Source organism: Kitasatospora sp. NPDC056531 (genome assembly GCF_042794375.1).
GTDB lineage: Bacteria > Actinomycetota > Actinomycetes > Streptomycetales > Streptomycetaceae > Kitasatospora.
In genome coordinates this window covers 1-18094 of the sequence record NZ_JBHTTU010000112.1, presented here as the reverse complement: position 1 = coordinate 18094, position 18094 = coordinate 1, and the positions used below count along the sequence as shown (strand labels likewise).

The 18094-nt window shown below is 73.2% G+C and carries 15 protein-coding genes; 4 read left to right on the top strand and 11 right to left on the bottom strand.

What is annotated here, in order from left to right; genetic code table 11:
- Nucleotides 1-218: 218 nt before the first annotated feature.
- On the bottom strand, nt 219-1754 hold the full coding sequence (locus tag ACFQ87_RS39980) for an MFS transporter (RefSeq protein ID WP_380615874.1): 1536 nt from the start codon (nt 1752-1754) through the stop codon (nt 219-221).
- A gap of 260 nt (nt 1755-2014) precedes the next feature.
- Between ACFQ87_RS39980 and ACFQ87_RS39975 the strand changes: the two genes are divergently transcribed.
- Nucleotides 2015-2731: a TetR/AcrR family transcriptional regulator gene (locus ACFQ87_RS39975; RefSeq protein WP_380615873.1), complete on the top strand. Its 717-nt coding sequence runs from the start codon at nt 2015-2017 to the stop codon at nt 2729-2731.
- Nucleotides 2732-2961: 230 nt separating this feature from the next.
- Nucleotides 2962-4347, top strand: coding sequence for an ABC1 kinase family protein (locus ACFQ87_RS39970; RefSeq protein WP_380615872.1), 1386 nt, complete (start codon nt 2962-2964; stop codon nt 4345-4347).
- 85 nt (nt 4348-4432) lie between these two features.
- Here ACFQ87_RS39970 and ACFQ87_RS39965 read toward each other — a convergent pair whose 3' ends face one another.
- From ACFQ87_RS39965 to ACFQ87_RS39950, 4 genes are all read right to left on the bottom strand, one after another.
- Nucleotides 4433-4834, bottom strand: coding sequence for a hypothetical protein (locus ACFQ87_RS39965; RefSeq protein ID WP_380615871.1), 402 nt, complete (start codon nt 4832-4834; stop codon nt 4433-4435).
- Nucleotides 4831-5199 carry a WhiB family transcriptional regulator gene (locus tag ACFQ87_RS39960; protein WP_380615870.1) on the bottom strand — a complete coding sequence of 123 codons (369 nt, stop codon included), beginning with the start codon at nt 5197-5199 and terminating at the stop codon, nt 4831-4833. Before ACFQ87_RS39960 ends, ACFQ87_RS39965 begins: the two co-directional genes overlap by 4 nt.
- Before the next feature lie 168 nt (nt 5200-5367).
- Complete coding sequence (locus tag ACFQ87_RS39955) at nt 5368-5835, bottom strand: hypothetical protein (RefSeq protein WP_380615869.1); 468 nt, start codon at nt 5833-5835, stop codon at nt 5368-5370.
- A 282-nt stretch (nt 5836-6117) separates the two neighbouring features.
- Nucleotides 6118-8385 (bottom strand): ATP-dependent DNA helicase UvrD2, encoded by a 2268-nt coding sequence (locus ACFQ87_RS39950; RefSeq protein ID WP_380615868.1) that lies wholly within the window; start codon nt 8383-8385, stop codon nt 6118-6120.
- A gap of 164 nt (nt 8386-8549) precedes the next feature.
- On the opposite strand from ACFQ87_RS39950, the gene ACFQ87_RS39945 reads away from it, so the two are divergent.
- Nucleotides 8550-8807 carry a mycoredoxin gene (locus tag ACFQ87_RS39945; RefSeq protein WP_380615867.1) on the top strand — a complete coding sequence of 86 codons (258 nt, stop codon included), beginning with the start codon at nt 8550-8552 and terminating at the stop codon, nt 8805-8807.
- A 30-nt stretch (nt 8808-8837) separates the two neighbouring features.
- Here the strand turns inward: ACFQ87_RS39945 and ACFQ87_RS39940 are convergent, their stop codons facing one another.
- From ACFQ87_RS39940 to ACFQ87_RS39915, 6 genes are all read right to left on the bottom strand, one after another.
- Nucleotides 8838-9677 (bottom strand): GntR family transcriptional regulator, encoded by an 840-nt coding sequence (locus ACFQ87_RS39940; RefSeq protein WP_380615866.1) that lies wholly within the window; start codon nt 9675-9677, stop codon nt 8838-8840.
- 230 nt (nt 9678-9907) lie between these two features.
- Nucleotides 9908-10843: an NAD(+) diphosphatase gene (gene nudC, locus ACFQ87_RS39935; RefSeq protein ID WP_380615865.1), complete on the bottom strand. Its 936-nt coding sequence runs from the start codon at nt 10841-10843 to the stop codon at nt 9908-9910.
- Nucleotides 10844-11076: 233 nt separating this feature from the next.
- Nucleotides 11077-12480, bottom strand: coding sequence for a dipeptidase (locus tag ACFQ87_RS39930; protein ID WP_380615864.1), 1404 nt, complete (start codon nt 12478-12480; stop codon nt 11077-11079).
- Nucleotides 12481-12613: 133 nt separating this feature from the next.
- Nucleotides 12614-15466 (bottom strand): ABC transporter permease, encoded by a 2853-nt coding sequence (locus tag ACFQ87_RS39925; RefSeq protein WP_380615863.1) that lies wholly within the window; start codon nt 15464-15466, stop codon nt 12614-12616.
- Nucleotides 15463-16227: an ABC transporter ATP-binding protein gene (locus ACFQ87_RS39920; protein ID WP_380615862.1), complete on the bottom strand. Its 765-nt coding sequence runs from the start codon at nt 16225-16227 to the stop codon at nt 15463-15465. The genes ACFQ87_RS39925 and ACFQ87_RS39920 overlap by 4 nt, the downstream gene beginning before the upstream one ends.
- Nucleotides 16228-16311: 84 nt before the next feature.
- Nucleotides 16312-16950 carry a PadR family transcriptional regulator gene (locus ACFQ87_RS39915; protein ID WP_380615861.1) on the bottom strand — a complete coding sequence of 213 codons (639 nt, stop codon included), beginning with the start codon at nt 16948-16950 and terminating at the stop codon, nt 16312-16314.
- Between the two features lie 67 nt (nt 16951-17017).
- On the opposite strand from ACFQ87_RS39915, the gene ACFQ87_RS39910 reads away from it, so the two are divergent.
- Nucleotides 17018-17989 (top strand): endonuclease/exonuclease/phosphatase family protein, encoded by a 972-nt coding sequence (locus ACFQ87_RS39910; protein WP_380615860.1) that lies wholly within the window; start codon nt 17018-17020, stop codon nt 17987-17989.
- Nucleotides 17990-18094 lie beyond the last annotated feature (105 nt).

The window sequence follows — 18094 nt, the reverse complement described above, 5'->3', positions numbered from 1 at the left end:
ACCGCCGCGATCTGGCACAACGACCGCACCGGACAACCCGTCATGCGCTCCCTGACCGCGTATGACCACTGAACCCCTTGGCATCAGTCATCTAGCCCCAACGCCCCTGCACGAGAAGTCGGCCCCGCCGACTTCTCGTGCAGACCCCCGGCCAACGCCGAAGGCCGGCGCCCCCAGGGCACCGGCCTTCTCGGTGAACCGACCTGGTCGAACCGGCCTCAGGCGGCGATCCCGGCCTCCTCCACATTCTGCGCAACCGCGCCCTCCTTCACCTTCCGCTCCCGCATCACCAGCACGGCCACCAGCGCCGCCGCCAGCACCCCGACCGCGCTGACCGTGAAGGTCGTCGACATCGCCCCGGTGAACGCCTCCCGGGCGGTCCGCACCAGCCCGGCGTCCCCGTTCGCGATCGCCAGAGCCCCGGCGATGGAGTGCTTCGCCTGGTCCGGCGTCCCGGTGGGCATCCGGCTCGCGAAGCCGCTCGACAGCAGCGAGCCCAGGATCGCGATGCCGAGCGCCGTACCGGCCTGCTGGATGGTGTCGTTCAGCGCCGAGCCGACGCCCGCCCGCTCCGGCGGAATGGTCCCCATCAGCGCGCCCACCGCCGCCGGCATCGCCAGGCCCGCGCCGAGGCCGAGCAGTCCGAGCGCCGTCGCCGGGACGGCGAAGCCGGTGTCCGCCGAGACGGTGGTCAGCAGCGCGAACGAGGAGGCCATGACGAGCATCCCGGCGAGGATCAGCAGCCGGTTGCCGAGCTTCGCCGCGAGCTTGGCGCCGACCCCGTTACCGAGCAGCGCGGCGACGGCCAGCGGCAGGAACGCGAGGCCCGCCTTGACCGGCGAGTACCCGAGCACGAACTGCAGGTACTGGGTGAGCACCAGCAGCAGGCCGCCGTTGCCGATCTGCACCAGGGTCAGCGACAGCGAACCCCCACTGAAATTACGGGCCTTGAAGAGCGCCAGCGGCACCATCGGAGCGGAGGTGACGTTCTCCCACACCACGAACCCAGCGAGGGCGAGGACCGCGACGACCAGGGTGACCAGCGACCGGCCGGCGAAGGCACCGTGCTGGGGGATCTCGATGATCCACCAGACCAGCGCGGTCATGCCGACGGCGGAGAGCACCGCGCCGAGCGGGTCGGGCTTCTGCCACGGGCCCTTGGACTCCGGCATCAGCAGCAGCCCGGCCAGGATCGCCAGCGCGACGACCGGCACGTTGATGAAGAAGATCGAGTGCCACGAGAAGTGGTTGATCAGCACTCCGCCCAGCACCGGACTGCCGACCAGTCCGAGCATCGCCACCGAGCCCCATGCGGCCATCGCCTTGTTGCGCTCGTCCTCGTCGAAGACGGTGATGAGGATCGACAGCGTCGAGGGCATGATCAGCGCACCGCCGACGCCCATCGCGATCCGCGCCGCGATGACCTCGCCGGGGCTGGTGCAGAAGGTCGCCGCGAGCGACGCGGCCCCGAAGAGCAGCAGTCCGATGATCATGACCTTGCGGCGGCCGAACCGGTCACCGAGGCTGCCCGCGGCGAGCAGCAGTCCGGCGAAGACCAGGACGTAGGAGTCGAGGATCCACTGGGTGTCCTGGGCGCCGGCACCGAGGTCGGCGGTCATCGAGGGCACCGCGACCGTGAGGGCCATGCTGTCGACCACCAGGACGAGCGAGCTCAGGCAGAGCACGATCAGGATCCACCAGCGGTGTGGATTGCGGCTCTCGACGCGGCCCTCGGCCGAGTTGCTGGTTGCCATCGGACACCCTCCCCTTCTGCGCACAGCGTTCCCTCGATGCGCACTTCGTTCCGTCGATGCGAACACTGTACGCACAGCGGAACAGTGTGCGCAACACTCGACTCCTGTACGCTCAATGCGAACGGTGTACGCATCGCGCCGCCGGGCGGCGGCACGACCGGCACCGGAAGCAGCGCCCGAACACCCACGCGCCCACGCCCCCGGCGAAAGCCGGCGGAAGCAGCGGAAACAGCGCGAGGGCCCAGGAAGAGGAGCCGCCCATGTCCGCCCGAACGAACCCCGTCCCGTCCGTCTGGGCCCGTCCCCAGCGCGAGCCCGAGCAGCCCGCCCTGAGCCGGGCCGCGATCGTCCGCGAGGCGGTCGTGATGCTGGACGCCGAGGGCATCGAGGCCCTGAGCATGCGCAAGCTCGCCACCCGCCTGAACGCGGGTGCGACCTCCCTCTACCGCCACGTGGCGACCAAGGACGAGCTGATGGAGCTCGCGGTGGACGAGGTCTTCGGCGAGATCGCCCTCCCGCCCGCCGACAGCCCCGACTGGCGCGCCGCCGCTGTCGAGGCCGCCCAGGCCTTCCGGGCGACCACCCTGCGCCACCCCTGGCTGTCCTCGGTGCTGGGCCAGGCCGGTCTCGTCTACCTCGGCCCCAACCTGATGTCCTTCTCCGAGCGGCTTGCCGCCCTCTTCACCGCGGCCGCGTTCCCCGAGCCGGCCCGGGCGATCGAGACCCTCATCTCCTACGTCGTCGGCATGAGCACCGCCGAGGCGGCCTGGCTCACCGCCGTGGCCCGCTCCGGCGAGAGCGAGGCCGAGTTCGTCGCCCGTCTGATGCCCGCCGCCCAGCAGGCCACCGTCGGGTACGAGCACCTCAACGGCGACTCCACGGCCGCCGCCGAGGACCCGGCCGCCGTCCGCGACGCCAAGTTCCGCTACGGCCTGGAGGTCGTCCTGGACGGCCTCGCCCTGCGGCTGCCCCGCTGACCCGGCGGCCCACCGGACCGGGCCGCCCGGCTCCCCGCCCTGGAACCGCCGAGGAACCCGCGGGGGAATCCGCCGAGGAACCCGCCGAGGAACCCTCAAGGAACCCCGCGTAGGAGCAGCGCCGCCCTCCCGCCCCGTGAAATACCGGCGGCAGCGGGATGGGGAGCGGGCACAATGGCGTAATGATGTGGGCCGTCCGGTGTCGGGGGGCCAGCGATTGGAGGCCCCGGGTGAGCGATCTTCCGCGCAAGGCAGTGACCCGCACGGCACGGCTCGCCGCCCTGCCGCTGGGGATAGCCGGACGCGCCACGCTCGGGCTGGGCAGGCGGATCGGCGGCCGCTCCGCGGAGGTGGTCACGGCCGAGCTCCAGCAGGCCACCGCCGACCAGCTGTTCAAGGTGCTCGGCGAACTCAAGGGCGGGGCGATGAAGTTCGGGCAGGTGCTGTCCGTCTTCGAGGCCGCGTTGCCCGAGGAGGTCGCCGGGCCGTACCGGGCCGCGCTCACCAAGCTGCAGGACGCCGCTCCCCCGATGCCCGCCGCCAAGGTGCACACCGCGCTCGCCCAGCGGCTCGGGGACGGCTGGCGCGAGCTGTTCCGGGAGTTCGACGACCGCCCGGCGGCGGCCGCCTCGATCGGCCAGGTGCACCGGGCGGTCTGGCACGACGGCAGACGGGTCGCGGTGAAGGTGCAGTACCCGGGCGCGGGCGACGCGCTGCTCGCCGACCTGTCCCAGCTGGGCCGGGTGGCCTGGCTGCTCGGTCCGCTGATCCCCGGGCTGGACGTCAAGCCGCTGATCACCGAGCTGCGCGAGCGGGTCTCGGAGGAGCTGGACTACGAGCTGGAGGCGCAGGCCCAGCGCCGGCACGCGGAGGAGTTCGCGAAGGACCCGGACATCCTGGTGCCGGGTGTGGTGGCGCAGGCCGACCAGGTGCTGATCACCGAGTGGATGGACGGCACCCCGCTGGCCGAGGTGATCGCGAGCGGCACCCAGGAGGAGCGCGACCGTGCGGGTCAGCTGCTGGCCCGGTTCCTGTTCGCCGGCCCGTCCCGGACCGGTCTGCTGCACGCGGACCCGCACCCGGGCAACTTCCGGCTACTGAAGGACGACGGCCCGGCGTCGGGCTGGCGGCTGGGCGTGCTGGACTTCGGCACGGTGGACCGGCTGCCGGGCGGGCTGCCCGGGCCGATCGGGGCCTCGCTGCGGATGGCGCTGGCCGGGGACGCGGCGGGCGTGCTGAAGATGCTGCGGGAGGAGGGATTCGTGAAGCCCTCGATCCGGTTGGACCCGGACGCGGTGCTGGACTACCTGTTGCCGATCATCGAGCCGGCCGCGGTGGACACCTTCCACTTCACCCGGGCGTGGATGCGCGCCCAGGCGGCCCGGATCGCCGATCCGCGTTCGCCCGCCTACAACCTGGGCAAGCAGCTGAACCTGCCGCCCGCGTACCTGCTGATCCACCGGGTGACGCTGAGCACCATCGGGGTGCTGTGTCAGCTGGGCGCCAAGGCGCCGTTCCGCGCCGAGATGCTCCAGTGGCTGCCCGAGTTCTCGGACGGGCCGTCCGCGGAGCCGGCGAAGCCCGTGCGGCGCGCCAAGCCCGCCCGCAAGGGCTGACCGAGGGCGCCGAACGGCCGCAGGCCGCTCCCGTGGACGGGGGCGGCCTGCGGCACGACAGGGGCGGTACTACGGCGGTCGGCGCTTACATCAGCGCGACGGCGAGGGCCTTGCGGGCCCGCAGCGAGGCCCGCTCGGCCCGCTGCCGGAGCTTGCGGGCCCGGACGACCCGGCTGACGAGCCGTTGGTTCTCGGCCTCGTGCAGCCTGTCTTGCATATGGGCACGGGCCAGGGATTCATGCAGGAGTTGCATCTCGAGGATCCTGTTCTGGGTCTGGAGTTCGGTGGTCTGCTCGGCGCGGACGGTCGGATCGATAGCGGCGGGGGTCATGTGGTGGTCCTGCTCGTGGTGCGTGCTCGGGAATGGGCGGGTGCGGGCCGCTGAGTCGGCCCTGGCGGCGGCGATCCGTACGGACCGGCGGAGGGCGGTGTCCAGCGGGGGCTGCTCTCCCCGGCGGACGGCCCTGGCGTGGTCGGCGGGGTTCACGCCATGACCTCGGTCTTGCGCGGACGGCCACGCGGCCGCTTGCGGGCCACGACGACACCCTGGACGAAGAGCTCGCCACCCCAGACACCCCACGGCTCGCGCCGCTCCAGGGCGCCGGCCAGGCAGGCCTCCTTCACCGGGCAGGTGCCGCAGAGGGACTTCGCGTACTCGACGTCGGCGGGCGTCTCGGCGAAGAAGACCTCGGGGTCGAAGGCACGGCAGGGGATGGGGAGACCGAGTGCCTCGGCCTGCTCGATCGAGCTGATCTGCATGGAAGGAACCTCCGGGGGGTCGGCCTGGTCGGCCTTGGTGATCTGGCTTGTCGGCGGTACGGACGGGATGGGCGGCGTGATGACCGTGGACACTGTGGGCGTCTTCCTCGTCTTCTCAGTGGTTCCGGCCCAGTGGACTGGTGGTGCTGGGCCGGAGGCCCCGGGGGGCCTGGGTGGTCTTGCGTACCGGACAAAACAGAAGGGCCGCGGATCCCGGTGTGACGGGTTCCGCGGCCCTGGAGGTGCCGACCTGAGGCTGACTCAGGTTCGTTCTCTCCAGGGTTCAGGCCCGCGGAAGGCCCGCATCCGGATGGCCTTGGCGCCGATAAAGGCGGCCACGGCCTGCTTGATCTGCTGCTCGTTCTGCTTCTGGGCGTTTCCGGCACCGATGACCTGCGCATAGCCGCCATGCATGGCGGCGGCTACGGCCGCCTTCGGTGCCTGGATCGGTCGCTCATCGCAGATGGGACGCGACGTGCCAACCGACGCCCAGTCACGGGACAGACCGGCCTCGACAACGGTGCCTTCGACACTCCTGCCACCCGTGATGCGCAGATCAGTGTGTCCAAGACCACTGACAAGGGAGGCGACGGAGGCGACGGAGACACCGGTGGCGTCGAGACCCAGACCGGTTCCACCGAGCTCGGCGAGCGCCCGCAGGCGGGCGGCACGCAGGGAGGCAGCGACAACGGTCTGGCCAGTCATTTTGGTGATCATGATGTTTCCCACTGTCTTCGCCTCCTCTCGGCGTCTCGCGGAGCCTGGTTCCCCTGGCTCCGAATGTTCGGATGTCTGTCTCGGTAAAGCTGTGGGGCGAGGGGAATCGGCACAGGTGTCACCCCGTGCGACCGCGTCCCCTTGACCGCTCCGGCAGGCTATTGCGCTCCCGGTATGCCGCGCAAACTATTTTTCACGCGAGTTCCGCGGCGCGTTACACGGCACGATCCGCGACACGTTCCGCGGCGGCTTCGAAGTCCCCCGAGCAGTCCCCTGGACCGCGCCCGCGCCGACTCACGCCGGATCGACCGGACCGTCGTCCTCGACGCCGTCCGGATCCTCCTCGGGCTCCTCCCCCGCACACAACGAGAGCACGGCGGCCCCGTACTTGTCCAGCTTCATGGCGCCGACCCCGGAGATCAGGGCCAGTTCCCGGCTGCTGGAGGGCACGTCCTCGGCGATCGCCATGAGCGTCGCGTCGGTGAACACCACGTAGGCCGGGGCCCCCTGCTTCCTGGCCTGCCGGGCCCGCCACTCGCGCAGCCGCTCGTACAGGCCCTCGTCCATGGAGGAGGGGCAGTCCTCGCAGCGGCGCAGCTTGCGTTCGACGGCCTCGGTGAGGACCTTGCCGCAGACCCGGCAGGTGACCGGGCCGCGGACCCGTCGGGCGGCCGAGCGCTCACCGGTCTCGACGCTCCCCCTTCCACCCCGCGCGCCGGTGCGCGCGCCGGGGGCGGCGGAGCCGGGGCGCAGTCCGTCGAGGAAGCGGCTGGGCTTGCGGCCGGCGCGGCCGCCCGGGGAGCGGGCGAGGGCCCAGGAGAGGCTGAGGTGTTTGCGGGCGCGGGTGACGCCGACGTAGAGGAGGCGGCGCTCCTCCTCGATCTGTTCGTCGGTCTTGGCGTAGATGATCGGCAGGGTGCCCTCGGTGAGGCCGACGAGGAAGACGGCGTCCCATTCGAGGCCCTTGGCGGCGTGCAGGGAGGCGAGGGTGACGCCTTCGACGGCGGGGGCGTGCTGGGCGGCGGCGCGGGCGTCGAGTTCGGCGACGTAGGCGGCGAGGTCGGTGGTGCGGCCGTCGGCGGTGCGGGTGCGCTCGAACTCCTCGGCGAGGCGGACGAGGGCGGCGAGGGATTCCCAGCGGTCGCGGACGGCGCCGGAGCCGGCGGGGGGCTCGGGGGTGAAGCCGCGGGTGGCGAGGACGGCGCGGACCTGGCCGGCGAGGTCGGGGGCGCCGACGGTGAGCGGGTCGGCGGCGGCGCGGGCGGCGCCGCGCAGCAGGACGCCGGCGTCGCGGACCTCGGGGCGTTCGAAGAACCGTTCGGCGCCCTTGAGCTGGTAGGGGACGCCGAGGTCGGCGAGGGCCTGTTCGTAGACCTCGGACTGGCCGTTGGTGCGGAACAGGACGGCGATCTCGCTGGCGCGCACGCCGGTGGCGAGGAGGTCCTTGATGCGGCGGGCGGTGGTCTCGGCCTCGGTGGGTTCGTCCTCGTACTCGGTGTAGACCGGTTCGGGGCCGGCGTCGCGCTGGGAGACGAGTTCGAGGCGGTGGCGGGCGGCTTCGCCGCGGGCCTGGGCGAGCAGTCCGTTGGCGAGGTGGACCACCTGGGGGGTGGAGCGGTAGTCGCGGACGAGTTTGACGACGGTGGCCTCGGGGTGGCGGCTGCGGAAGTTGAGGAGGTAGTCGGGGGTGGCGCCGGTGAAGGAGTAGATGGTCTGGCTGGCGTCGCCGACGACGCAGAGGCTGGCGCCGCCGCCGGGGCCGGTCCACTGGTCGAGCAGGCGCTGCTGCAGCGGGGAGACGTCCTGGTACTCGTCGACGGTGAAGTGCCGGTACTGGGCGCGGACCTGGTCGGCGATGTCGGGGCGGTCCTCCAGGATGGCGGCGGTGAGGAGCAGGACGTCCTCGAAGTCGATGCTGCCGCGGCGGCTCTTGGTCTCCTCGTAGACGCGGTAGACCTGGGCGGTCTCGGCGGGGTCGCGGGGGGCTTCGCGGCCGGACTTGGCGACGGCGGCGGGGTAGTCCTCGGGGCCGGTCTGGGTGACCTTGGCCCATTCGATCTCGGCGGTGAGGTCGCGCAGTTCGGTGCGCTGGACGCGCAGTCCGCAGCGGCCGGCGGCTTCGGCGACGAGCTGGACCTTGCGTTCGAGGAGCTGGGGTACGGGGCCGCCGACGGCTCGGGGCCAGAAGTACTGGAGCTGGCGCAGGGCGGCGGCGTGGAAGGTACGGGCCTGGACGCCGTCGGCGCCGAGCTGGCGCAGGCGCCCGCGCATCTCGCCGGCGGCGCGGGCGGTGAAGGTGACGGCGAGGACCTGCGCGGGCTGGTAGACGCCGCTGCGCACGCCGTAGGCGATGCGGTGGGTGATGGCGCGGGTCTTGCCGGTGCCGGCGCCGGCGAGTACGCAGACCGGGCCCTGCAGGGCGGTGGCGACGGCGCGCTGTTCGGGGTCGAGCCCGGCGAGCACGGCGTCGGGGCCCGTGGCGGCGCCGGGGTCGGCCCAGGGGGAGCCGTGGGGGCCGTCGTAGGGGCTGCCGCTCAAGAGGTCTTCCTGCATGCGTTCCATCCTCTCAGTCCGGTGGGACAACCGGGGCGGGGTTGTCCACAGGCCCGGTGTGATCGCAGGATGATCACTCCGCATGCCGACCGATGGCATGGCGGAATGCCCGCCGTCCGACGGACGTTTGGTCCTGGGACCGCGTGAACCTCTCTTTCGAAGGAGCCCCCTCGATGTCCGGCACTGTGACGATGTACAGCACGACCTGGTGTGGGTACTGCAACCGCCTCAAGAGCCAGCTGGACCGTGAAGGCATCGGCTACACCGAGATCAACATCGAGGAGGACCCGACGTCGGCGGCCTTCGTGGAGTCGGTGAACAACGGCAACCAGACGGTGCCGACGGTTCTGGTGCAGCCGGCCGGCGGCGGCGAGCGGGTCGTGATGACCAACCCGAGCCTGCTGCAGGTCAAGAAGGCCCTGGCGGCCTGATCCGCCCGGTCCCGGCCGGGTCGGCGCGCGTCACGGCGCGTCGGCCCGGGCGGGGTCGACGGGGGCGGCGGGGGCGGGCAGGGTGGTGCGCGCGCCGAGGTCGCCGATGCCGTAGACGAGCCGGCTGCGGTCGGCGGAGTAGCGGGTCTCGATGACCCGTACGGGTCCGCGCCGGTCGTAGGTGACGCGGGTCTGCACCATGAGCGGGACGCCGGGGCCGCCCTGGAACCACTGGGCCTCCTCGGGGCCGGGCATCCGGGCGACGAGGTGGTCGACGGCGCCGACCTCGGTGCGGCCGAGGGCGGCGAGGACGGCTTCGTCGCCGCCGTCGACGGGGTCGGGTTCCATCAGCGGGGTGCCGGCGGCGAGTCCGGCCCGGTAGTGGCTCTCCTCGATGGAGTAGGGCTCGCGGTCGAGCAGCCGCAGTTGGCGGCGGACCACGATGGCCTCGCCGGGGCGCAGTCCGAGGCGTTCGGCGATGTCGACGCGGGCCCGGACGATCATCATCTCGAAGTCGGTGCTGAGTTCGCGCCCGGCGTCGGCGGCTTCGCCGAGGTAGACGTCGGAGGGCGCGCCCAGGCAGTCGCGGGGCGCGGGGGCCAGGGTGGGGCCGTAGGCGCGGTGGTCGAGGACGGGGTGTTCGCGCAGGTAGGTGCCCTTGCCCTGGAGGCGGACGAGTCGGCCTTCGTTGACGAGGACGTCGACGGCGAGGCGGACGGTGTTGCGGGCGACGCCGTACTGGCGTTCCAGTTCGCTCTCGACCGGCAGGGCGGCGTCGGCGGTGAACTCGCCCTCGGCGATCCGGCGGCGCAGGTCGGCGGCGAGGCGCTGGTATTTGGGGGATTGGGCGGTGCCCCGGGGGATTGTCACCCGAGTGAATGTAGCGAGCGCGGTGACGCGGTTTCAGCCGTTTCCGGCAATGTCGTCCGCGCGGGTCGACGGTGGGGTCAAGGGAGCGTCCCGCGGTAGCAGAACTGGCCCGTCCGGCCACGAACAGCAGGTCGTGGCGGGTTCAGGGAGGGCTGGAAAAGAAAAACGGGGGCGCGCGGCATAAGCCGCACGCCCCCTTTCACGCAGAAGCGTCGAAAATTCGTACAGGATTACCAGCGCGCGGTCGCCGGCAGCGGCTCCCCGTACCAGAGTTCGACCAGGTGACGGGCGATCGAGATGCCGGAGGGCGGCAGGATCTCGCCCGCGGCCATCCCGGCCCGCAGCTCCTCGCGGGAGAACCAGCGCGCCTCGGCGAGCTCCTCGCCGTCCACGGTGATCTCGGTGCCGCCGGGCAGCGCCTTGCCCGCGAAGCCGAGCATCAGGCTGGACGGGAACGGCCAGGGCTGGCTGGCGACGTAGCGGACCTCGCCGACCCGCACCCCCGCCTCCTCCTGCACCTCGCGGGCCACCGCCTGCTCGATCGACTCCCCCGGCTCGACGAAGCCGGCCAGCGTGGACCAGCGGCCCTCCGGCCACAGCGCCTGGCGGCCGAGCAGGCAGCGGTCCTGCTCGTCGGTGATCACCATGATCACCGCCGGGTCGGTGCGCGGGTAGTGCTCGGCCGCGCAGGAGGTGCAGCGCCGCACGTGCCCGGCGCCGGCCTTCTCGGTCGGGTGCCCGCAGCGCGAGCAGAAGCTGTGCAGCCGGTGCCAGTGCTCCAGCGCGACGGCGTGCACCAGCAGCCCGGCGTCCCGGTCGGACAGCAGCGCGCCGACCTCGCGCAGCCCGGCCGGGCGGGCGTCGCCGTCCAGCCGGCCGGGCAGGCTCTCGCCGGCCAGCGCGAAGTAGGAGACGCCGTCCTCGTCGGTGCCGAGGAAGTACCGGTCCCCGGTCTGCGGCGCCTCGAAGGAGGGCAGCAGCACGAGTTCGGTGCCCTGCGCGGTGTCGACGACGAAGGCCTCGCCGCCGGCGATCGGCAGCACCCGGGTGGCGGGGTGGCTCCACGCAGCCGCCAGCCAGGGCTCGTCGAACCGGTGCTCGGCCGCCCGGTCCACCCCCGACCTGGCCAGGGCCAGTGGGCGCTCGGTCTCAGGCACGGTGCTCACGTCGTTCCATCCCCACGTGGTGAATCATCCGGATGAGTGATCTGACTGCCATGTGCACGGACCCGTGCACCGAACGAACTCATGCGCCCGCCTCGCTTCGCTCGGCAGGGGCATTCGCCCACGCGCACCCCTCAATGGTGAGCTCGCTCCGCTCGCTCATGCGCCCGCCTCGCTTCGCTCGGCAGGGGCATTCGCCCACGCGCGCCCCTCAATGGTGAGCTCGCTCCGCTCGCTCACGTGCCGGGCCGGAAGTTCTCGGCCAGGTCGCCCCACAGGTACGCGGCGGTCTCCACGCCCTTGGCCAGCAGGTCCAGCTCGACCTTCTCGTTGACCGAGTGCCAGCCGTCCGAGGGCACCGAGATGCCGAGGAACAGCACCGGGGCGCCCAGCACGTCCTGCAGGTCGGCGGCGGGGCCGGAGCCGCCCTCGCGGGTGAACAGGATCTTCTGCCCGAAGGCGCGGCCCATCGCACGGACGGTGGACTGCAGCGCCGGGTGGTCCAGCGGGGTCAGGCACGGCCGGGTCGCGCCAGGGAAGACCAGCTCGTACCGGATGCCCTCGGGCACCCGCTCGGCCACCCAGGCGCGCACCGCCTCGCGGACCTTCTCCACCTCCATCCCGGCGACCAGCCGGAAGGACAGCTTCAGGTGCGCCGAGCTCGGCACGATGGTCTTGCCGCCGGGGCCGGTGTAGCCGCCCCAGATGCCGTTGACCTCGGCGGTCGGGCGGGCCCACACCCGCTCCAGGGTGGAGTACCCGGCCTCGCCGCGGGTGCCGTACGACTTGGCGACGCGCAGCCACTGCGCCTCGTCGAAGGGCAGCTCGGCGAACAGCTCGCGCTCGCGGTCGGTCAGCTCCACGATCCCGTCGTAGAAGCCCGGGATCGCGACCTTGCGGTCGGCGTCGTGCAGGGCGGCGGCCAGCTCGGCCGCGACCTGCGCCGGGTTGGGGACGGCGCCGCCGAAGGAGCCGGAGTGGATGTCGGTGTCCGGCCCGTACAGGTCGATCTGGGCGTCGGCCAGGCCCCGCATGCCGGTGCAGACGGTCGGCGTGGTCTCGGACCACATGCCGGTGTCGGAGATGACCACCACGTCGGCGGCCAGCCGCCCGGCCTCGCGCCGGACCAGGTCGGCGAAGTGCGGCGAGCCGGACTCCTCCTCGCCCTCGATCAGCAGCTTGAGGTTGACGGCCGGCGCGGTGCGGCCGGTGGCGGCCAGGTGGGCGCGCACCCCCAGGGTGTGGAAGAACACCTGGCCCTTGTCGTCGGCGGCGCCGCGCGCGTACAGCCGCCCGCCGACCACGGTCGGGGTGAACGGCTCGGTGTCCCAGCCGTCCTCCTGGGCGGCGGGCTGCACGTCGTGGTGGCCGTAGACCAGCACGGTCGGCGCGGACGGGTCCCCGGAGGGCCATTCGGCGAACACCGCCGGCAGCCCGTCGGTCTCCCACACCTCGGCGACCGGGAAGCCGGTCTCGCGCAGCTTGGCGGCCAGCCACTCGGCGGAGCGGCGCACGTCGCCGGCCCGGTCCGGGTCGGCGGAGACCGAGGGGATGGCCAGCCACTCGGACAGGTCCGCGAGGAACGCGGCCTGGTGCTGGTCGATGAAGGAGCGGACGGCGCTGTCCGGGGTTCTCGTCATACCGACGACTGTAGTTCGCCCGTACGGGTGCCCGCCCCGGCCCTCCGGTTGCCGGCGCCCGTCGGGGCTGTAACCTCCGTCACCCCCGCCGCCGGGAAGGGCGGACGGGGGTGGCCGGAAGGACTCCCGGAGCTCAGCCCGAGCGGCGCAGCAGCGAGATCCGCGAGCGGGTGAGCAGCGCCGCCAGCCCCGCCGCGAGCAGCGGCAGCACCACGACGGTGGCGGCGATGGTCGGCCAGGGGAAGACCACGATCGACCTGTTGGCGAGTTCCGCGGCGCTCATGCCGGGGTAGTCGGCCAGGCCTTCCACCTTGCGCAGGGCCACGGCCGGTAGGACGCCGCAGAGGGTGCCGAGCAGGGTGCCCATGGCGGCGATCACCCCGCACTGGAAGCCGGACAGCGAGCGCCTGATCCGGGGTTCGGCGCCGACCGCGGCGAGGGTGGTCAGGTCGCGTTGGGAGTCGGCGGCGGCCAGTCCGGTGGCGATGCCGGCCGCGCCGAGGGCGACCAGGGCGGCGAAGCCGGACAGGCCGAGGCCGATGAGTCCGGCCTTGGACTGGTAGCCGCGCTCGATGTTCAGGACGCTGTGGTCGGTGAGCTTGGCGAGCGCGCCGTCGGCCTTCTGCTGGGCGCCGTCGGAGGGCGCGGCCTCGGGCAGCCAGACCGAGCCGGCCTCCTTGCTGGTGAAACCGAGCCGGGTGGCGGTGTCCGGGCTGATCACGGCCTGGCCGTGGGCCGGCAGCGCGGCGGGGGCGAGGACGGCGTCGACGGCGACCTCGGTGTACTTGGGCTTGTGGTTCGCGCCGGTGGTCTCGGCGGCCGTCGGCTCGTTGTACTCGAGGGCGAGCTTGCCGTCCTTGATGTAGCGCGGGTCGAAGACCACGGCCTTGCCGTCGGCGAGGGCCCGGCCGGCGGCCGGGTCGGTGACGCCGTACAGGTTGCGCAGCAGGGTGGCGTCGCCGGCCGTGAGGTTGCCGTAGTGGCTGCCGCGGCGGTCGCTGAGCTGGCAGCGCGGGTCGGTGTTCATGAGCCGCTGCACCTCGCCCGGCCCGGGTTCGGTGTCGTGGTCGAAAGCCGGGCAGCGCTGTTCCTTGGGCAGCAGGACCTCGATGTAGCCGCAGGGGCCGTCGGTGCAGTCGCCCTTGTAGTTGACCCTGGAGACGTCGGCGCGCGGGCCGAGGCCGGGGATGCTGCGTTCCACGGTGTCGCGCATCTGCGGCAGCAGCTTGCCGTCGCTGCCGCTGATCCAGCCGCCGAGCATGACGGCGCCGGGGGCGCCGGAGGCGACGTAGTCGCGGCGGTACTGCTCGTCGTAGCTGGCGAGGTAGACGCTGACGGCGACGGAGCCGGCGACGGCGGCCATCACGGCGGCGACGGCGGGGGCGGTGCGGCCGCGGTGGCGGACGGAGTCGCGCAGGGCGAGCCGGGGGCCGAGCGGGAGCCAGCGGCCGAGCCGGCCGAACAGGCCGACCAGGTAGGGGGTGAGGAGGACCATGCCGAGTTCGGCGAGGGCCGAGCCGCCGATGACGGCGAGGCTGCGGCTGCCGATGCCGCTGGCGGCGCCGAACAGGGCGAGCGCGGCGCCGCCGGCGAGCGTCAGCAGGCCGAGCAGGGCGAGTTTGCGGTTCGGGGGCTTGAGCGAGTCGCGGCCGGTGAGGGCGGAGACGACGTCCTGGCGGGAGGCCTGGACGGCGGGGACGACGGCGGCGAGCAGGCCGGTGACCAGGCCGACCGCGAGCACGCCGAGCAGGTCGAGCGGCTGCAGGTTGAAGTGGCCGAAGCGGGCGCCGGAGTACTCCTCGGCCTGGGTGCGCAGCAGGGCGACCAGGCCGATGCCGATGCCGAGGCCGGCGGCGGCGCCGGTGAGGCCGAGGACGACGCCGCCGCCGAGGACGACCGAGCGGACGTCGGCGCGTTCACCGCCGGCGGCCGCGAGCAGGCCGAGCTGCCGTCGGGAGCGCCGGGCCCCGACGGCGAAGGCGGGGCCCGCGAGGAGGACGATCTCCAGGAGGGCCATGCCGACGACGGTGCCGAGGATGACGACGGAGGTGCGGTCGAAGAAGGCGGTGCCGCGGCCGTGGTTGAGCCGGTCCGTCTCGACGTAGTACGGCACGTCGGCGCGGGCGGGCGGGTCGAGGAGGACGGCGCGGGAGGTGACGGTGAAGCCGTATCCGTTGAGTTCGGTGACCTTGGCCCAGTCGAGGGCGGTTCCGGCGGGGAGCTTGACGAGCCAGCGGTCGGGGGCGTCGTCGGCGTGGTCCTTGCCGGCTTCGCGGGCGGCGAGTTTTCCGATCAGGGTGCCGGGCCGGGTGATGAGTTCGGTGGCCTTCAGTTCGCCGGGGTACTCGACGACGGCGGTGATGGTGAAGGGGGTGGACTCCAGGCCGCGGACGGCGGTGCGGTCGCCGATCTTGAGGCCGGAGCGCTTGAGGAACTCGCGGGTGACGGCGGCCTGTTGGTCGTTGGCGGGGGCGCTGCCCTCGATCAGGTCGACCCGGCCGTTCCAGACCGGGTCGGTCAGGTCGGCTTCGCTGGTGCGGGTGCTGAGCAGGCCCTCGGTGCTGCTGGTGGCGGTGTAGGGGCCCTGGCGTTCGGGCACCAGGGTGGCGCCGGGCGGGAGCAGCTGCTGTGCCAGCTGGGCGGGTTCGGTGTCGAGGGCGCGCTGCTGGGCGGGGGTGTACTGCGGGGCGGCGCCGTCCTTGGCGGTGTACTTGGGGTTGTCGACCATGAGGCCCTGGTCGGGGTCGGGGGCCTGTTTGACGGTGGATCCGCGGTTGTCCATGGCCAGTTCGCCGCCGGCCTGGCCCATGATCCGCACGACCTTCTCGGCGGGTTCGAGGGTGGCGCTGCGGTAGAAGACGTCGGCGCCGGTGACGCCGAGGACGGGCAGGGCGACCATGGCGATGACCAGGGCGCTGCGGCCCTTGGCGCGTAGGGCGTCGCGGCGGGCGATGCGCAGGGCGACCCGCCAGGCGCTGAGCTTCACTCGTCCACCTGCTTGCTGTTGGTGGCGGCGCTGACGAGCAGGCTGGCGGCGTCCTGGCTGACGGATTCGTCGACCATGCGGCCGTCGCGCAGGAAGACCACGCGGTCGGCCCAGGCGGCGTGGCGGGCTTCGTGGGTGACCATCATGGCGGCGGCGCCGGCGTCGCAGCGGGCGCGCAGGACGGCGAGGACGGCTTCGCCGGTGGTGGAGTCGAGGGCGCCGGTGGGTTCGTCGGCGAGGACGAGGCGGCGGTCTCCGATCAGGGCGCGGGCGATGGCGACCCGCTGCTGCTGGCCGCCGGACATGTCGTCGGGGAAGCGGTCGGCGAGTTCGGGGATGCCGAGTTCCTCCAGGGCGGCGAGGGCTTCGCGGCGGGCGGAGCGGGCGGAGCGGCCGTCGAGTTCGCGCGGCAGGGAGATGTTCTCGGCGGCGGTGAGGGCCGGGATCAGGTTGTAGTCCTGGAAGACGTAGCCGACGGAGCGGCGGCGGACCCGGGCGAGTTTCTTGCGGGTGAGGGTGCCGAGGGCGACGCCTTCGACGAGGACCTGGCCGTCGGTCGGGGTGTCGAGGCCGCCGGCGAGGGTGAGCAGGGTGGACTTGCCGGAGCCGGAGGGGCCCATGACGGCGACGAATTCGCCGGGGTGGACCTTGAGGTCGACGCCGCGCAGGGCCTGGACTTCGGCGGCGCCCTGGCCGTGGACGCGGGTGACGTTCTCCAGGTGCAGCACCGGTTCCTGCCGGGGCTGTCGGGTGTGGGACATGCTTCCCCCCTTGTTCTGGGACATGGTTCCCCCGTTGTGCTGGGTGCGGGTCCGGCGCCGGGGCGCCGGCCGGTGGACTGGGGCTCAGGCGCGGGTGCGGCGGCCGAGCCGGGTGGGCTTCTTGGGTGTGGCCTCGGCGTCGCGGGCGGTTTCGGCGGCGCGGGCCCGGTGGAGTTCGGCCTGGTGGGCGAGTCGGGTCTCGCAGTGGTCGAGCCAGCGGATCTCGGCTTCGGTCTGGAAGATCAGCTGGTCGAGGACGAGCAGCCAGGCGAGTTCGTTGCTCCCGGTGGGCACGGTGCCGGGTCCGGCCTCGCCGGCGAGGGCGCGGCCCTTGAGCCGGGTGTAGTCCTGCAGTGCCTTGATGCTGTGCCGGCGCTGGCCCTGGACGACGGCGCAGACGTCCACTCCGGGGACGGTGACGGCCATGGCGAGTTTGATGGCGAGTTCGTCGCGCGGGGGGTTGGTCCGGGGCACCGGGGTGTCGAACCAGGCCCGCAGTTCGGCGCGGCCGGCGTCGGTGGCGGCGTAGAACTGGTGACCCTCCTCGTCCTCGCCGGCGGGTTCGACCAGGCCGTCGCGCTCCAGTCGGGAGAGCGTGGTGTAGACCTGCCCGACGTTGAGCGGCCAGGTGGCGCCGGTGCGGGCCTCGAACTCGGTGCGCAGTTGGTAGCCGTAGCGGGGGCCCTGGTCGAGCAGGGCGAGCAGACCGTGGCGGATGGACATACTCGGTATGTATACCCGGTATGCCCTGCCGCCTCAAGCCGCACCCCCTCGGGTACCGTCGTGCGGTGTGAGCCAGTTGCGCATCGCCACCTTCAACCTGTTGCACGGTCAGCCGCTCGCGCCGGACGGCGCGCCGCGGCCCTACCCGGCCGACGCGGGCGCCCCGTTGGCGCAGGCGGTGGCCGCGCTGGACGTCGACGTGCTGGCCCTGCAGGAGGTGGACCGGCACCAGGCCCGCTCGGGCGGCACCGACCAGGCGGCGGTGGCGGCCGCGGCCATGGGCGCCGGCGACTGGCGCTTCGCCGCCGCGCTGCACGGGCGCCCGGCACCGGTGGCGGGCTGGGTCCCGGAGCCGTCCGGGCCGAACGGGCTGCGGGTGTACGGGCCGGGCGAGGTGGGCGACGGCGCCCCGCCCTCGTACGGGACGGCGCTGCTGACCCGGCTGCCGGTGCGGCACTGGCGGGCCCGGCGGTTCGCCCCGGCGCCGTTCGGGCTGCCGCTGCGGGTGGCCGGGCGGCGCGGGCTGACCCCGGTGCCGGACGAACCGCGGGCGGCTCTGGCGGCGGTGCTGGAGGGCGGGCGCGGGCCGTTCACGGTGGTGGCGGCGCACCTGTCCTTCGTCCCGGGCTGGAACATGGCGCAGCTGGCGGGCATCCGGCGCTGGATCGCCGACCTGCCGCAGCCGTACCTGGTGCTGGGGGACTTCAACCTGATCGGCGCGGTGCCGCGCACGGTGCTGGGCGGGGCGACGGCGCTGGAGCGCACCGTGCCCCGGGCGCGGGTGCGCGAGCTGCGGGCGGCGCGGCGGGTGCGGCCGGCACTGGCGGAGCCGCGCCGGCGGCGGGTGCGGGAGCCGCGGGCGCGGCTGCAGGGCTGGTACGACCTGGCGCGCACGCCGACCTATCCCTCGCACCGGCCGGCGGTGCAGTTCGACCACGTGCTGGCGGTCGGGGTGTCGCGCGCGGCAGTGGGCCCGGCGGCGGCGCCGCGCGCGGTGGTGTCGGACCACCGGCCGCTGGTGGTCCGGGTGTCGCTGTGAGCCGTCGTTGAGCTAGCCGGTGACTTCGCAGGTGGGGTTTTGGGTTTCCAGCCAGCGGGGTCGGGTTTCGTCGATGCTGAGGAGTTCGAGCAGGTGTGCTTGGAC

Bases quoted from the DNA above. Each gene is read 5' to 3' on its own strand.
- ACFQ87_RS39915 (WP_380615861.1), bottom strand. From the start codon at position 16,950: ATGTCCATCCGCCACGGTCTGCTCGCCCTGCTCGACCAGGGCCCCCGC.
- ACFQ87_RS39975 (WP_380615873.1), top strand. From the start codon at position 2,015: ATGTCCGCCCGAACGAACCCCGTCCCGTCCGTCTGGGCCCGTCCCCAG.
- ACFQ87_RS39920 (WP_380615862.1), bottom strand. From the start codon at position 16,227: ATGTCCCACACCCGACAGCCCCGGCAGGAACCGGTGCTGCACCTGGAG.
- ACFQ87_RS39945 (WP_380615867.1), top strand. From the start codon at position 8,550: ATGTCCGGCACTGTGACGATGTACAGCACGACCTGGTGTGGGTACTGC.
- ACFQ87_RS39980 (WP_380615874.1), bottom strand. From the start codon at position 1,754: ATGGCAACCAGCAACTCGGCCGAGGGCCGCGTCGAGAGCCGCAATCCA.
- ACFQ87_RS39950 (WP_380615868.1), bottom strand. From the start codon at position 8,385: ATGGAACGCATGCAGGAAGACCTCTTGAGCGGCAGCCCCTACGACGGC.
- ACFQ87_RS39930 (WP_380615864.1), bottom strand. From the start codon at position 12,480: ATGACGAGAACCCCGGACAGCGCCGTCCGCTCCTTCATCGACCAGCAC.